This is a genomic window from Acinetobacter venetianus RAG-1 = CIP 110063 (assembly GCF_000368585.1).
Classification (GTDB): Bacteria; Pseudomonadota; Gammaproteobacteria; order Pseudomonadales; family Moraxellaceae; genus Acinetobacter; species Acinetobacter venetianus.
On the sequence record NZ_KB849557.1, the window covers coordinates 150,500 to 166,939 of the forward strand.

Here is a 16,440-nt window from a genome sequence, read left to right on the forward strand (position 1 = left end):
TTAAGTGGCGCAGCGGACGGGGCTCGAACCCGCGACCCCCGGCGTGACAGGCCGGTATTCTAACCAACTGAACTACCGCTGCACTTGAGTCTTAACGTAAAGGCTTGGTGGGCGCTGACGGGATCGAACCGCCGACATTCTGCTTGTAAGGCAGACGCTCTACCAACTGAGCTAAGCGCCCTTAACGTCTTCATCGTTTGTGAGGTGCATTATAGAGAATCTTTACAGCCTGTCAAACGCTTTTCCCAATCTTTTCCTAAAAAAGCGTACGAATGATTAAAAAATAAGTAATTCTTTGAAAAAACCGATATTTCCGTATTTTATTTAAGCACTTATTTCCATTTTAGAACTTCCTTTTCTAACGAATGTTCAGAAATATAGACCAAGGCATCTTCAGAAATGAGATCAAACAACTCGATAATTTCGTCATTCTTCATTCTGATACAACCATGCGACATTGGAATTCCCATTGGTTCAGTATCAGGAGTACCATGAATATAGATATATCGTTTAAATGTATCGCATCCCTCTCCGTGATTGAAACCCTGCTCTAAACCATCTAGCCATAAAATACGAGATAAAATCCAATCTCTTTGAGGGAATTGTTGAGCAAGTTGCTGGTCATAAACTTCGCCTGTCGGCTGACGTGCAATGAATACTGAGTTTTGTGGAGCATTTTCACCAACTTTCTGAGCAACTCGATGCCATCCGCGTGGGGTTTTCCCACTATTTTCTTGTTCTCCAATACCATTTTTGCCAGATGAGATCACATAAAACTTATTATGTTTAGGTAAACTTAAAGTTTGTTGTGCTAAATCAATAACAACATCTGCTTGCTCAAGTGTATACGCCATTTTTATCTCGGTATTAGATGAATCCTATTATTTGATCATAGCGTATTCTCTATTTCTTGTATTTTTCAGTAGTTTTTGTTTTCTACTTAAAATATTCAAATAGACAGCGTTTACTATATGCCTAAATAATCAGTAAATGTCCTTTTCCTGACGTGGTTCAGGACGCATCCATAGCCAGACAGCAACTATAAACATAGTGACATCAGTAAAGATTTTGACAAGAAATGGAGCATTGGTAAACAGCATTAAAATGCCGCTCAACAGCATCATAATACTTGCAATCCACTTAGCTTTACGTGGAACAGTCCCATTTTCACGCCAGTTACGCAATGTCGGTCCGTATTTAGGATGATTCAATAACCAAGCATCCATTTGAGGCCATCCCTTAGATGCGGCCCATGCGGCTAAAATAAGAAAGACTGTTGTTGGCATTCCTGGCAATATCGCGCCAATAATTCCTAGCGTAATAAAAATTACAACTAGACTCCGCCAAAACAAAGTTTTCATTTAGCAATTAACCAATACGTCAACACAAGCATGCTAGTATAAAGTGTTTTTTATCTGCTTTCTTAAACTTAGCTTGCTTATTTCTGTGATTGGGTTAAATGATGACTAAAGCTGTTGCTTATTTTGAACCTTGGTTACAGTTTAAAACCCCTATCGTTAGACAACTCGCTTTTAGTATCGCCAGTCCGAGCATTTTGGCAAAGCTCCCACAAGAATTAATAATAAAAAATGCTTTTGAGCTGCATAATTCTACGCACTGGCAATCACTTTATCAAAAGTATGAACCTCGCTTATTCGAACTTGATCTTTCCCCCCAGCCTTTGATTGACTTTCTCGCTAGACTTAAAAGTACTCGTTTGGGCTTACGTTTTGAAAATTTATTATGGTTTTGGTTGCTTGATAGTGATTACCACCATTATCAATTACTTGGACATAGTATTCAGATCATTTCTGGCGCGATAACACTAGGAGAGCTGGATTTTTTGGTATTAAATCAAAAGACTCAACAAATTGAGCATTGGGAAGTTGCTTTAAAATATTATTTGGGGGAATGTAAATTAAATTTAGCAGAATGGTATGGCCTCAACCGTGAAGACACTCTCAACAGAAAGCTAAAACATTTCACTGAACGTCAGTTTCAATTTTCAGAAGCAAATAACCACATCATTCAACGAAAATTTGCTGTGATGAAAGGTCAACTTTATTTACCTACTAGATATAACATTGCAAGAGCGCACCTTCCGGAATGGATAAATTCAGAACGACGCTTAGGTCGTTGGGGAACTCACCTCCCTCAAACAGATTATCATCGTTTGCAACGCCCTGAATGGTTATGTCCGAATCAAAATTTGAGTTCTGAATCAGCAAAATGGTGGACTGATGGTCTGTACTACGCCCCTATGAATGAGTCTCAATATTATATGTTTCGAACCTCAAGACTTACGTCATTAAATTCAGCTTAAATGAAGATTTGTTTGTGAAGTAACAATTCATAACACATCTACCAATAAACCATCATGTTCATTTTCTAGTACTTTTTTTAGTCTCTAAGAACATCATAATTACATTTAAACGGAGAAGATGATGAAAAAAATCTTAGTTGCTTCGATCATGACCGCTTTTGTATTGACTGGTTGTAATACCTTTAAGGGTTTTGGGCAGGATGTGTCTAAAGCAGGTGATAAAGTTACTCAAACTGCTGAAAAAACTCAGGATAAAATGTAATTTTTTAGAACAACCTCCACAAAACCTTATCTAGACATAGATAAGGTTTAATTTGACATACCTTTCTCAGTGATATTCCCCTATTATATCGGTTCAGATTTCACCAGATTTAGCCACATCTCGCATGAACCATTCCGATACTTTAGAACTTAGCCTACAACTCCTTCGTCAACCCTCTGTCACTCCAGTCGATCATGATTGCCAAAAAATCATGGCTGAGCGTTTAGAAAAGGTTGGTTTTAAAATCGAAAATATGCGCTTTGACGACGTTGACAACTTATGGGCGCGTCGTGGAACTGAACACCCAGTGTTTTGTTTTGCTGGTCATACGGATGTGGTCCCTACTGGTCACTTAGATGCTTGGAATTCAGATCCATTTTTACCAAGTATCCGTGATGGTAAGTTATATGGTCGCGGTTCAGCGGATATGAAAACAGCATTAGCCGCAATGGTTGTAGCATCAGAACGTTTTGTTGCTAAACATCCAGATCACAAGGGTTCTATTGCTTTCCTAATTACTTCTGATGAAGAAGGTCCATCAATCAATGGTACGGTTAAAGTTGTAGAAACTTTAGAAGCGCGCAATGAGAAAATGACGTGGTGTTTAGTTGGCGAGCCATCTAGTACCAATACACTTGGTGACATTATTAAGAATGGTCGTCGTGGTTCACTCAATGCAGTACTCACGGTACATGGCAAACAAGGGCATGTTGCTTATCCTCACCTTGCTCAGAACCCAATCCATTTAGCATCTAAAGCAATCAATGATTTATGTGAAACTGTATGGGATCATGGAAATGAATATTTCCCTGCAACATCATTCCAGATTTCAAACATTCAAGCTGGAACAGGTGCAACAAATGTTGTTCCAGGTACACTTAAAGTGACGTTCAACTTCCGTTACTCAACAGAAGTCACCGCAGATGAATTAAAACAACGCGTTTTAGCGATACTGGACAAATACAATCTATCGTATGACATCAACTGGACGTTGTCAGGATTACCATTCCTAACCCCAGTCGGTGAACTTGTAAATGCCGCAACCACGGCAATCAAAAATGTCGTTAATGTTGATGCAGAACTCTCAACCAGTGGCGGTACTTCAGATGGTCGCTTTATCGCGCCAACAGGTGCTCAAGTGCTAGAGTTAGGTGTTTTAAACGCAACAATTCACCAAATTAATGAGCATGTGAATGTAGACGATCTAGATCCGTTAGCTGAAATCTACGAACAAATCCTTATTGAATTGCTCGCATTAAAATAAAATTAAGTAAAAAAGGAACTCAAATGAGTTCCTTTTTTACTATAAACCAAGCTTTTTTTGTATATTTTGCAAATCTGGGACATAAAACTGTTTATCCCCCATTTTCACATATTTAAAGACATTCTGATCAGCAATATCCCGCTCTTCATCTACAATCTCAGAAATACGCAATCGAATCGATTCAGGCATTTCATTACAAACTAAAGCAAAGCGTTCTGAAACGTCATCGCCCTCAATAACTAATGCAACCCCTTGCTGCTCACTCGGATCATTCACAGAAAAAACAGGAAGCTTTAAATCATGCCACTCGATATAGTCCGCATCGGTTTGAGTATCCATTGCGGACAAAACAATATTCTGTGGCAGTAACATTGGCACATTTTGATGACACTCAATAATATAAGCATCAATAAATCCAGTAGAAACTGTAATTAAATGCTGCAACTCTTGCTGGTCAATTTGACCTAATGTTGAGTTAGCGCTCTTTTTAGCCATTATTATTCACCTCTTAGCGCACTGCCAGTAAACTTTCAATATTTTCCAAGAGAGCTTCTTCTTGGAATGGTTTACCCATGTACTGACTTACACCTAATGACAATGCTCGCTCACGATGTTTCTCACCTGTACGTGAGGTAATCATGATAATTGGCAAGTCTCGATGTAACTCATGATGTCGAACAAGGTTTGTAACCTCGAAACCATCCATTCGTGGCATTTCAATATCAAGCAACATCAAATCTGGTTTAATGGTTTCGAGTTGCTCCATCGCATCCACACCATCTTTAGCAGTAACCACATCATAACCTTGTCGTTCCAACAAGCGAGATGTAACTTTACGTACCGTTACTGAGTCATCGACGATCATAATCAAGCGACGCTCATCATAACGATGTTTAGTATAGGTCTCATCAGCTTGTTTGCTACGATGAGTTGACTGCGCTTGACGTGCAATATTTTGACCATCCAAGATCAAACATACTTGACCATCACCAAGAATCGTTGCACCTGCAATTACACCAATGCTTGAGAATTGTTGGCCGATTGGTTTCACTACAATTTGTCCACGTGAACCAATTAATTGATCAACCAACAGCGCGGTCGTTTGCCCTTGAGCACCTTTAACCAACAGAACTGGCAATGAATGCACGATACCACTCAAACGAGGAATTGGCTGTCCCGCAACGAATTCAGACAAGTAACGTAAACGGTAATTTTCCTGATCGATTTTGAAATAGTCTTCTTTACTCTCAAAATATTGCTCTAGTGCAGCAGGTGAAATACGGACAATACGGTCAATTTGCGCCAATGGGAATGCAAATTGTTGATCGCCAGCTTTTACCATCAAGGCATCACTTACTGCTACCGTAGTTGGAACTCGAATAGTAAATGTTGTACCTTTACCTAATTTTGAGTCAACACTGACGTGACCACCTAGCGCCTTAATATCACTTTGAACCACATCAAGACCAACACCACGCCCTGAAATTTGGGTTACTTGAGCCGCGGTACTAAAGCCTGGATGGAAAATAAATTGTAGAATTTCTTCTTGATCAAGCTTTTGATCTTTAGTCATAAGACCAGTTTGAATTGCTTTCTGCTTGATTCGGCTAACATCAATCCCTTTACCATCATCACTGAATGTCACAACAACATCAGTACCTTGACGACCAATATTTAAAACAATACTACCCGTTTCTGGCTTATTGGCTTTCAAACGATTTTCACGATCTTCAATACCATGGTCAATCGCATTACGCAGCATGTGTTCGAATGGTGCAACCAATTTTTCAAGAATACTACGATCCAACTCGCCTTCAGTATTATTAACAATTAAGTCCGTTGGTCGATTCAACGTTGATGCCGTTTGGCGTACGATACGCTGTAAACGAGGTAACAATCTAGAGAATGGGACCAAGCGAGTACGCATTAAACTTTCTTGAATTTCAGCCTGAATACGCGACTGTTGTAATAACAAGCCTTCGGTATCACGAATCTTTTCAGATAAGGTTGTTTTAAAGTCGACCAAATCCGATGCTGATTCAGCTAACGATTTCGACAACTGATTTAAAGAAGAATATTGATCCATTTCTAATGGGTCAAAGTCTTCATAGCGCGAGTTTTCACCGCCATGACGTGCAATAATCTGACTTTCCAATTCGCCTTCCATACGGCGCAACTGATCAGCCAAACGTTTAATCGCAAGCTCCATTTCCGTTAACGTGCCGCCCAGCTGACCTAAGTCCATTTCGATACGTGAACGGTTAATTGCATTCTCACCTGATAAGTCAATCATCTTTTCAATGACATCAGCTGAGACACGAATCATCTCATTGTTTTGCTCAACCCGCTCAGAGCTTTCCCACTCACCCAACATTGAAGGTGGCTCTGTACCATCTCCCTGAACAAACTCCATAGTATATTCAGGCGTAAAGATATCTTTGGCTGATAGTTTTTGTGGTAATTGCGCAGAAACATCCACAAACTCCATCTTCTCCAAACTTTGTTTTAATCCATCAAAGTTTGCATATTGGCGTTTAAAGATTGCATCGCTTAACCAAGCAAAGGCTGTGTTTAATAAATTATCGTAAACATTCGAATTGAAATGGTGCACACCAAACTGCTCGAATGCATTTTCTAAATGATATGCAATGATCGCAATTGCATCCAACTCAGCCATTCGTGCGCCACCTTTTAAACTGTGGGCATTACGCTGAAGTTGTAATAACAAACTACGATTACTACGTTGATCAAACCATTGTTTTAATAAGCTCTGAGCTTGTTCAAGTAACTCAGCAGCTTCTTCTAAGAAAGTCTCTTCAACTAGAGAGCGAACTTCATCATCAGCATGTAGAGATTCCGTTTCTTGAGTCGTATCTACCGATATAGAACTTTCTTCTATTTCAGGCTGTTCGATTGGTTCTACGACTTCAAACGTAGTTTGCTCTGATGGCGGCTCAATTATCTCCGCCTGCGGCTCAACAAGTTCAATTTCCTCTGCCTCACCCTCTACCACATCAGCATGAGTAACAGGTCTGCTCGGTTGTTGGATCAATTCCAAGACATGTGTTGACGGATAGTCAACCTGCTGGTCTCGAATGATTTGAATACGATCAGCGATATCATCCTGAACTAAACGAATTAAACCAATTAACTGCGGTGAAGGCTGCAACTGTTGGTTAATCAACTTCTCGTAAATCGTTTCAAGTTCATGCGCGATTAAGCCAATATGACGTGCCTGAATCATATTTGCACCACCCTTTAAGGTATGCAAATAACGCATCAAATTCTTTAATGCATCCGTATTTTGATAATTCGCGGTCCATAAATTGAGGTCTGAATCAATACCAGCCAACAATTCATCTGCTTCATCAAGGAAAATATCCAGTAAATCAGGATCAAACTCACGATTAGATTCGCTTGAATTTAATAATTGCTTATCTAAAGCCAATTGAGATGCTTGATCTGCTGTATCAAAAGCAGAGGTTTGGGATAATGATAACTCTAAAGTCGGCAGCTCATCACCCACCGTAGTATTCAGATTAGAAGCAGTAAATTCTAGCTCGTTTCCAATACTGAGTTCATCAATAGCTGTTTCTTCTTCAACGAATGCTTCAGAAGTAGTTTGTACATCAACAGGAGTTTCCGAAGCAACGCCTGTAGATTTACCTAAACCTGTTAAGACAGTCAGAATATGTGTTGATGGATAATCAACTTTTTGATCTCGTATGGTTTGAATCCGATCAGCAATATCATCTTGTACTGCACGAATCACACGAATTAAATCAGGAGAAGCTTGTATTTGTTGATTGATTAACTTCTCATAAATGGTCTCTAACTCATGCGCGATTAAACCGATGTGACGTGCCTGAATCATATTTGAACCACCTTTTAAGGTGTGCAAATAACGCATCAAGTTCTTAAGTGCATTAAGATTTTGATGATCGGCTGTCCAACTATTCAAATCATCATCAATACCAGACAACAATTCATCGGCTTCTTCAAGGAAAATATCTAATAAGTCAGGATCAAAATCTTTGTTAGATTCAGCAGAATCAAGTAACTGTTTATCTCGTCTTAATTGAGCAGAGATATCATTTGATTCAACTGTATTCACATTTTGAGAAACAGCGTCCTCAACTACATCTGCACTCTGAGCTAGATGCAATGGTTCTGTAATTTTTTCAGCTTCTAAGGTTTCAACATTTTGCTGGGTAAATGAACTTAACTCATTTAACAAAAGTTCATGAGCTTTAGTTAAAGTGACACGTTGGCCAGCAGCTAGCGTATCAAACAACTGAATAAAGTACTGATGTACTTGATGATATAAATCAAATGCATAATCAAGATTCAACAAGTTTGGCTTGAACAATAAATCTTGATAGCTTGATCGCATTAAACTCGTGTATTGATACATCCCAATCGTCGCATGATGATGGGTATGCTGTAGCAAAAGCTCTGTTTGCTGACTTAAAGACTGAATGTATTGAGGAAATTCATTACGAGCACGTTTTTCAAAATCAAACTCAACATCTAATAAATCATTGATATTCAATTCTAATAACTGAGAGACAAGTCCCTGCGGACGAACAGCATCTCCAAGTTTTTCTTCCAATTGGAAGTCGTAACTATCCCATGCAGCATTAAAAGTATTATAAATTTGATCAAGCTGCTCTTGGACACCTTCTTGCTTCAAGGTATGTAAATAGTCACGAACAAACTGAGCATAATTTGTAAGAAGCGCTGTTTCGTCAGAACTAGAATCCAGATCATCTTGCAACAAGGTTTTAAATAAGTTTTCTACTTTGGAACTTGCTTCAAATACTTGATCAACATGCGCCATAGCTGAACTACCACGCAATGTATGTAACGCACGAATCAAAGTATTATAGTTGTCGTTGGTTGGACGCTCATTTATCAAGAACTGATCAATTGTAGCTAAATGGTCCTCTGCTTCCTCCAAGAAAATAGCAAGAGTTTCTTTAATGAGAACATCATCCACCTGATCTTCGCTATCAAAGTCAGCAGCCTCTACGTGCTCAACTTCGGCAGTAATATCTTCTGCAAAAACATCTTCAAGATCTGTTGAGACTGTTTCACTATTCAGTGTATTTGCTAATTGTAATAATTCAGCTAACGCTGGTTCAGGGCTATGCTGTTGTTGTAATTGTTGTCCTAAAAGAACCAATGGCTTTAGATTAATTTGATGCTTTTGAACCGATTTAAAATCTTGGAAAAGTTTAAAATGATACACATTGAAAATCGCTTGGACATATTGCTGAATTTCGCTGTTTAATGGAAGTGTGCCAGCAAGTACTCTATTAAGAGTATCTTCAACCGTCCAAGCCAATTCACCAGAAGACTTCGCACCCACCATGCGACCAGAGCCTTTTAGCGTATGGAAGTGACGACGGACATCTGTCAACACATCTGGCTGATTCGGTTGCTCGATCCATTGAGCCAATAAAGGTTCTAACTCAACAAAAATCTCTTCTAACTCTTCGATAAAAATTTCGAGAATTTCTGAGTCTTGTTCAAGATAACTATCTTCAGGAAGCGTCATCGTTTCAACTAACGTTTTTAATATTTCTTTCATAGCGGCTTCTTTCGTTTTTATCCACGAATTGTGGCTAAAAAATACGTTTATCTAACGCACAAGATGTCTTTCCGTCGAATCCTCATCTTGCCGAGATAGTCTATATCTATACAAAAGGAAGGCAGATACCCCATCTACCCTCCTTTCTTGACTTATTCAGGTAACTTAAAGTCCGTTACCGATTCACGTAATGATTCAGCCATATTTGCCAATTCAGAAACTGAGCGAGCTGTATCAAAAGTTGCAGTCGTAGTTTGAGATGTAATTTCCTGTACGACATTCATCGTTGTAGCAATATGACCTGCTGATGCAGACTGAAGTTTTGCAGCATCAGAAATGCTTGCAATTAACTTCGCCAAATCGCCCGATACCGTTTGAATTTCGTCTAGTGCAATACCCGCATCTTTTGCTAAGTTCGCACCACGAACAACTTCTGAAGTCGTTTGTTCCATGGAAATAACAGCTTCGTTAGTATCTGTTTGAATCGTTTTTACCAGACTCTCAATCTGCTTTGTTGCAGAAGCAGAACGTTCTGCTAGACGCTGTACCTCATCCGCAACAACGGCGAAACCACGACCCGCTTCACCTGCCATAGACGCCTGAATAGCAGCGTTTAATGCCAAGATGTTCGTTTGGTCGGCAATATCGTTAATCAGAGAGACGATGTTACCAATCTCTTGTGAAGATTCACCCAAACGCTTAATACGTTTTGATGTTTCTTGAATCTGTTCACGAATATGATCCATACCTTCGATCGAACGGTTTACAACTTGCGCACCATTCGATGCAATTTGTACCGAACGTTGTGCTACATCTGCTGATTCAGAAGCATTTGCAGATACTTGGTCAATAGACAATGCCATTTCGTTCATCGCCGCTGATGCACCTGCAATTTCTTGCGCCTGATGCTCAGATGCCTCTGCTAACTGATTGGTAATGTTCTGCGTATCTTGTGTATATCGAGCAACCTCTTGCGAAGTATCCGTAATACGAGATACAAGATCACGTAATTGATCAATCGCAAAGTTAATCGAGTCAGCAATTGCCCCTGTAAAGTCTTCAGATACTGTTGCATATGAACGTAAGTCACCATCTGCAAGATCGGCAATTTCATCGAGTAAACGTAAAATCGCGTTCTGGTTACGGTCATACTCATCTTGTAAGCGTGTAACACGCTCTTTATCCGTATTACTACGCAATGCAAGTAATTGTAGTGCTGAAAAAACAAGTAATCCCAAAGCACCAATTAATACAATACCAGCAATTACATTAGCCCAACCACCTTCAGCCTTATCAGATAACGTATTTAAAGAACCAAGCAAAGTATCTGATTGCGAGAAAATTTGTGACGAAGCTTGACGTACACGAACGATTTGGTTCGCATTCTTTAAAACTGTTTCAGCTGCTGACTTTAGGACTGCATCATAATCTGATTTGATACTATCGACTGACTCACGTAAATCCGGTGATGTAATACGATCTACGCCTAACTCGGCACTACCATTCAGTTGAGCATTTAAATAAACACCAAAGGTATCAATGTCCGCACCAAAGTCATTTGCAGAAACATTAGAATTATCAGTACCAACAAGAACCGAGTTAATAGAACGTAAAATACGCTCTGCGATAAACACTTGGTTTTTCGTGATGATTACCTGGCTACTTGGCATGTTCTCACGTACCATCTGATCGACCATCAAGTTGTATTCTGCCTGAATCTCAGGAATCGTTTCACTGATCGAAATATTGGTATCGTATAATTGATTAATGACTTTTTGTTGTGAAGCAATTAATTCAATATTTTTAGATACGTCACCCCAAAGAGCATCAACTTTTTTGTACTCTTCTGAACCAGTTCCATAAATACTTTCAACTGTTTCAAGATTCGAAGCAAAACGTTTTTCTGATTCAACTAGGCTTTTCATTGCCTCTGGTGTACCAGATGCAGTTGCTTCAGTCGCTTGACGAGAAATCATTTGCGACAATAAACGCAATTCACCCAAGCTACGAGTCAACTGATTCGAACGAGGCACACTAACGAAAAGATAAATCAAGAGAATAACTGCTAGAGCCAAAGCAATTAAAGCACGATAAAGAATAGGCTTTGATTTTTCAGTTTCACCGAAGATTCGAGAAAACTGATCGAGTTGCGTACGAATCTTTTCTAGAAACGCACCACCACTTTTTGAGCCAGTACTATCGCTACCACTAGCATTTTTCTTTTTAAGTTTAAAGCCCATATCAGCTTCTCCCCTGAATACGCGTTTATCTTCCGTAGCGCATTAAATTAGTTTATAAATTTTATTGATGCATTCATGTATTGAGGGTTTTTCAACAACCGACTCAGTAAAAATACATGCCATTGTTGATTATGTTGATGGAAATACCCTTGACAATAGTCTTGCAACTTATCGTCTAACTCAGTACTTTGAGAAAAGAAACTCTTTTTATTAAAGTGCTGAATCCCCAAAACTTGGTCAACAACCAAGCCAACATATTGATCTTGATGACTAATACAAATTACTTTTTGTGTTGGAGAAAACTGGCTTCGCTGTCCTGAAATAAAATGAGTTAAATCAGAAACTGAAAGCAATCGCCCTCGAATATTCGCCAAACCACGCACCCATGCCTGAGTATTTGGAACTGGGGTATATTTCGGTGGATAAATCACCTCAGAAATTTCCCCCAATGGCGCAACAAAATATTGCCCTAACATCTCAAATGCGATACCAGACCATCGGCTGACTTCATTTTGAGTTGAAGCGTATTGTTTATTGCCTCGCTTGGATAAGCGAAGCAATTCGATAAATCCATTTGCTGCCATAACCTATCCCGTAATGAGTAATGAAAAGGCTCGTATGAATTAACTTAATAATTGTTTAATTACATCAATAAGCTGTTGCTCATCAATTGGCTTGGTCAGATAATCACATGCCCCTTGACGCTTACCCCATACACGATCTGTCGCCTGATCTTTGGTACTTACAATCACTACTGGAATATGTTGAGTGTCTTTGCCTTTACTAATTTGACGAGTCGCTTGGAAGCCATTCATCCCAGGCATCACCACATCCATAAGAACTAAATCAGGCAACTCAGCTTGTGCCATTGTTACACCGTCAGCACCATTGGTTGCTTCAATTACTTCATAACCGTGTTTTGTTAAAATTTCTCTAAAACGAAAAGTTTCAGTAGGAGAATCATCTACTATAAGTATACGAGCCATTTTTTCCTCAATTTAAATTTTATGCGCTAACATGGTTACGAATCGCATTTAACAGCTCATCTTTACTGAATGGCTTTGTTAAATATTCATCAGACCCCACAACGCGCCCTTTTGCCTGATCAAACAAACCGTCTTTGCTTGACAACATAATCACTGGAATATTTTGATAGTTTAATGAATTCTTGATTAGGGCACAGGTCTGATAGCCGTCTAAGCGCGGCATCATAATATCAACAAAAACGATATCAGGATTTGCTTCGGCAATTTTCGATAAGGCTTCAAAACCATCAACCGCTGTCACAACTTCACAACCTTCTCGCTGGAGTAAAGTTTCAGCCGTACGTCGAATTGTTTTTGAATCGTCAATCACCATTACCTTTAAATTTTGAAATTTATCTTCCATTTAATTGTCCTGCCCCATTCACTCAATACAAATTATGGTTGGTTTAATTTGTTTTATACAGATTAGTTGATATTTTTAACATATCTCTACTTGCATTATCAATGAAGTTTTTTGAACCAACATATCAGTTTCCCACAACAATAATAATTAGGTCACACTTTTCATCAAATAACTATTTTTTTTGCATACTAAGTATTTTTAATTGTATAAATAGCTACTAATATACAACTGATTATTATTTAAAAATAAGTGATTTAATTAACTTTTATCGGGGAATGTAATGACTGGTTCGTTAAAGTTCGGTTTCCGTATTAGCGACTTTACAACGATTGCTCGTAATTACATTTGCGCTGTTTTTTTATGCGTTTTTTGCTCTTCTAGCTTTGCAGCAATCGAGCAACCTAAAGCAGTTTGGTATCGTTATTATGATAAAAATGGTGTGGCAAATGTAAGCACATCAGTGAGTCCCGAACATATTCGTTATGGCTATGAAGCACTTGATCGCAATATGCAAGTGATCAAAAAAAATCGTCCTTATAATGCCGCCCAAGATATTCAACAATCTGCACGTAGAGAGTCTATCGCTCGACAGAGAGAGCAAGATTTACGACTTAAACGCGCCTATGGCAATACAAAAATTGCTGCCTCAAAACGAGATCAAATTTTAGCAACATTGAAGAAGCAATTAAATTATCAACAAGATCAGCTTCAACAATTACAGCAAGATAAAATTGCATTTAAGCGCCAAGAAATGGAATATCATCGCAAAGGACAGGCAATCCCAACACAACTCAAAAACAATTTAGAAAACAACAACAGAAACATTGATAATGTCAAAAGAACAGTTGAAAGTTTACGTAATGCTTATCATAAAACCGAATCTGACTATGAAGATATTATCAATCGCTTACGTATATTAGAGCAAAATGATGCGAATCGAACGCGCTAGCTTAACCATTGCTTAAATCATAATCTCTACACACTCGCATCACTTGGAAGAAATGCCACTGTTTAGTTTTTCCGAAATCAATGATTTCATGGCATAATGCCTACTCTTCAAAATTGATCTGTTTATCTATCATTTTTGTTATCTTCTTTAAATAACACTTAACTTTAGGATAGTTTCCATGCGCGCAAGCCGCTTTTTATTTGCAACGTTAAGAGAAACCCCAAATGATGCTGAAGTCATTTCACACCAGCTCATGTTACGTGCGGGGATGATTCGTAAATTAGCTTCTGGCTTATACTCTTGGTTGCCCATGGGAACGCGTGTTTTAAAGAAAGTTGATGCGATTGTTCGTGAAGAAATGAATCGTTCTGGTGCTTTAGAAGTATTCATGCCAGTTACCCAACCCGCTGCGCTTTGGGGAGAATCTGGCCGTTATGAACAATACGGTCCAGAATTGTTACGCTTTAAAGATCGCCACGATAATCCATTTGTACTTGGTCCAACACATGAAGAAGTGATTACTGATTTAGCACGTAACGAATTAAAAAGTTATAAGCAGTTACCTTTGAATTTTTATCAAATTCAAACTAAATTTCGTGATGAAATTCGCCCACGTTTTGGTGTGATGCGCTCTCGTGAATTTATCATGAAAGATGCTTATTCATTTCATGCTGACCAAGCTTCTCTCCAAGAAACTTACGACGTAATGTATGACACTTATAGTCGCATCTTTACACGTCTCGGCTTAGACTTCCGTCCAGTTCAAGCAGATACAGGTTCAATTGGTGGTTCAGCTTCTCATGAGTTCCATGTGCTTGCTGCGAGTGGCGAAGATGATATCGCCTTCTCAACTGAATCAGACTTTGCTGCTAATGTTGAAATGGCTGAAGCTGTTTTAGTTGGTGAGCGTGCATCTGCAACACAAGCTTATACGCTTGTTGATACGCCGAATCAAAAAACCATTGCTGATGTCTGCCAGTTCTTAAACAGTGATGCTAAACAATCCGTTAAAGCGCTATTAGTACAAGGCCCAAGCGATGAGAAAGGTCATACACCAGTGGTTGCCCTGTTCTTACGTGGCGATCACGAACTGAATGATATTAAAGCCGAAAAGCATCCCTTAATCGCTGCACCTTTAACTTTTGCAACTGAAGAACAATTACAGCAACATGGATTAACAGCAGGTTTCTGTGGCCCGCAAGGTCTCGTTGAAAAAGGCTTAACGGTTATCATTGATCGCGCTGCGTCTGTTCTATCTGACTTTGTCGCTGGTGCAAATGAAGTTGATAAACATGCAACTGGCGTAAACTGGGATCGTGACGCAAAATTCACAGAAGTATTTGATCTGCGTAATGTTGTTGAAGGTGATCCATCTCCTGATGGCAAAGGCACGATTCAAATTAAACGTGGTATTGAAGTTGGCCACATCTTCCAGCTTGGTACGAAGTACTCTGAGGCATTGGGTTGTAAGGTTCTCGGTGAAGATGGTAAACCATTCACAGTGACTATGGGTTGTTATGGCATAGGCGTAACACGCGTAGTTGCTGCTGCAATTGAACAAAACTTTGATGATAAAGGTATTATTTGGCCAAAAGCGATTGCACCTTTTGAAGTCGCAATTGTTCCAATGAATGCACATAAATCACCTCGCACACTTGAAGCTGCTGAAACTCTATACGCTGAATTACAAGCGCAAGGTTACGATGTATTACTTGATGATCGTAACGAGCGTCCAGGTGTTAAATTCTCTGATCTAGAATTGATGGGAATTCCACATCGTATCGTAATCGGTGAAAAAGGTTTAGATGCTGGTACTTTTGAATACAAAGGTCGCCGAGATGCGGAAGCGAGTAACTTAAGCAAAGATGAGCTGATGGCTCAACTCACTCGTTAATTAAAAATTTCGCGTATAAAAAAGCCGTTTTAGAACGGCTTTTTTTATTGCTCAGTTATACAGTTAAATCTTTAATCGTTTCTGAAGGTCCATTCTTTTTAACCGACTCAATCCCTTTCTCACGAGACTGTTCACTGGCGTATAGTTGACTTGTACCAATTACTTGATGATTTGCAGCTTTTAAATTGAAATAAGGCTTCTCATTCTTAGAAGTCAGTCTCTCATATCGAACATCATCGGGGCTATTTTTTTGCACTGATGCAATTCCATTCAATGCAGCAGCTTTAGTCTTATATAATTCGCTATTTAAAATAGTTTCAGCATTACCCGCTTTTAATACAAAACGATATTGCCCATCACTCGCTTGAGTTACCTCGAACCATCCAGCCATAAAGACCTCTATTTATTCAGGTTGATTATTTGTTGTTCACCCAATATAGATCAGCCAACCGCAATTAAAAAGATTGTATTTTGTTCACTTTTAGTAATTTACTTCACTTATAAAATAAAAAAGGGAGCACGCGCC

At 39.0% G+C, this 16,440-nt stretch carries 14 protein-coding genes and 2 tRNA genes; 5 read left to right on the forward strand and 11 right to left on the reverse strand.

What is annotated here, in order from left to right; all coding sequences use genetic code 11:
• Positions 1-5 precede the first annotated feature (5 nt).
• From F959_RS02195 to F959_RS02210, 4 genes are all read right to left on the reverse strand, one after another.
• A tRNA-Asp gene (locus tag F959_RS02195) sits at positions 6-82 on the reverse strand.
• A gap of 23 nt (positions 83-105) precedes the next feature.
• Positions 106-181 (reverse strand) — tRNA-Val (locus tag F959_RS02200).
• A gap of 151 nt (positions 182-332) precedes the next feature.
• The gene (gene elsL / locus F959_RS02205) at positions 333-854 is read right to left on the reverse strand and encodes a cell wall-recycling L,D-carboxypeptidase ElsL (RefSeq protein ID WP_004877151.1); all 522 of its coding nucleotides are present in this window, start codon (positions 852-854) and stop codon (positions 333-335) included.
• Positions 855-983: 129 nt separating this feature from the next.
• The gene (locus F959_RS02210) at positions 984-1,361 is read right to left on the reverse strand and encodes a YbaN family protein (protein ID WP_004877153.1); all 378 of its coding nucleotides are present in this window, start codon (positions 1,359-1,361) and stop codon (positions 984-986) included.
• Positions 1,362-1,462: 101 nt separating this feature from the next.
• Between F959_RS02210 and F959_RS02215 the strand changes: the two genes are divergently transcribed.
• The 3 genes from F959_RS02215 to dapE all read left to right on the forward strand — a co-directional run bounded on the left by F959_RS02215 (position 1,463) and on the right by dapE (position 3,849).
• A complete protein-coding gene (locus F959_RS02215) occupies positions 1,463-2,323 on the forward strand; it encodes a DUF1853 family protein (RefSeq protein ID WP_017196707.1) in 861 nt (286 codons plus the stop codon).
• A gap of 118 nt (positions 2,324-2,441) precedes the next feature.
• Entirely contained in the window at positions 2,442-2,585 is a 144-nt protein-coding gene (locus F959_RS02220; RefSeq protein ID WP_017196706.1) for an entericidin A/B family lipoprotein, read from the forward strand.
• 124 nt (positions 2,586-2,709) lie between these two features.
• Positions 2,710-3,849, forward strand: coding sequence for a succinyl-diaminopimelate desuccinylase (dapE, locus tag F959_RS02225; protein ID WP_004877155.1), 1,140 nt, complete (start codon positions 2,710-2,712; stop codon positions 3,847-3,849).
• A gap of 39 nt (positions 3,850-3,888) precedes the next feature.
• On the opposite strand, the gene F959_RS02230 is transcribed toward dapE, so the two are convergent.
• The 6 genes from F959_RS02230 to pilG all read right to left on the reverse strand — a co-directional run bounded on the left by F959_RS02230 (position 3,889) and on the right by pilG (position 13,071).
• Positions 3,889-4,344: a hypothetical protein gene (locus tag F959_RS02230; RefSeq protein WP_004877156.1), complete on the reverse strand. Its 456-nt coding sequence runs from the start codon at positions 4,342-4,344 to the stop codon at positions 3,889-3,891.
• A gap of 13 nt (positions 4,345-4,357) precedes the next feature.
• Positions 4,358-9,442, reverse strand: a complete 5,085-nt coding sequence (locus F959_RS02235; protein ID WP_004877159.1) for a hybrid sensor histidine kinase/response regulator — start codon at positions 9,440-9,442, stop codon at positions 4,358-4,360.
• A 152-nt stretch (positions 9,443-9,594) separates the two neighbouring features.
• Complete coding sequence (locus F959_RS02240) at positions 9,595-11,682, reverse strand: methyl-accepting chemotaxis protein (protein WP_004877160.1); 2,088 nt, start codon at positions 11,680-11,682, stop codon at positions 9,595-9,597.
• A 47-nt stretch (positions 11,683-11,729) separates the two neighbouring features.
• Positions 11,730-12,266 (reverse strand): chemotaxis protein CheW, encoded by a 537-nt coding sequence (locus F959_RS02245; RefSeq protein ID WP_004877162.1) that lies wholly within the window; start codon positions 12,264-12,266, stop codon positions 11,730-11,732.
• A gap of 39 nt (positions 12,267-12,305) precedes the next feature.
• A complete protein-coding gene (locus F959_RS02250; RefSeq protein WP_004877164.1) occupies positions 12,306-12,668 on the reverse strand; it encodes a response regulator in 363 nt (120 codons plus the stop codon).
• Between the two features lie 19 nt (positions 12,669-12,687).
• On the reverse strand, positions 12,688-13,071 hold the full coding sequence (gene pilG, locus F959_RS02255; RefSeq protein ID WP_004877165.1) for a twitching motility response regulator PilG: 384 nt from the start codon (positions 13,069-13,071) through the stop codon (positions 12,688-12,690).
• Between the two features lie 280 nt (positions 13,072-13,351).
• Here pilG and F959_RS02260 point away from each other — a divergent pair, with 280 nt between their 5' ends.
• Complete coding sequence (locus F959_RS02260) at positions 13,352-14,020, forward strand: hypothetical protein (protein WP_004877168.1); 669 nt, start codon at positions 13,352-13,354, stop codon at positions 14,018-14,020.
• Positions 14,021-14,198: 178 nt separating this feature from the next.
• Positions 14,199-15,914, forward strand: a complete 1,716-nt coding sequence (locus F959_RS02265) for a proline--tRNA ligase (protein ID WP_004877170.1) — start codon at positions 14,199-14,201, stop codon at positions 15,912-15,914.
• A gap of 55 nt (positions 15,915-15,969) precedes the next feature.
• Here F959_RS02265 and F959_RS02270 read toward each other — a convergent pair whose 3' ends face one another.
• The gene (locus F959_RS02270; RefSeq protein WP_004877172.1) at positions 15,970-16,305 is read right to left on the reverse strand and encodes a YegP family protein; all 336 of its coding nucleotides are present in this window, start codon (positions 16,303-16,305) and stop codon (positions 15,970-15,972) included.
• Between the last annotated feature and the right edge of the window lie 135 nt (positions 16,306-16,440).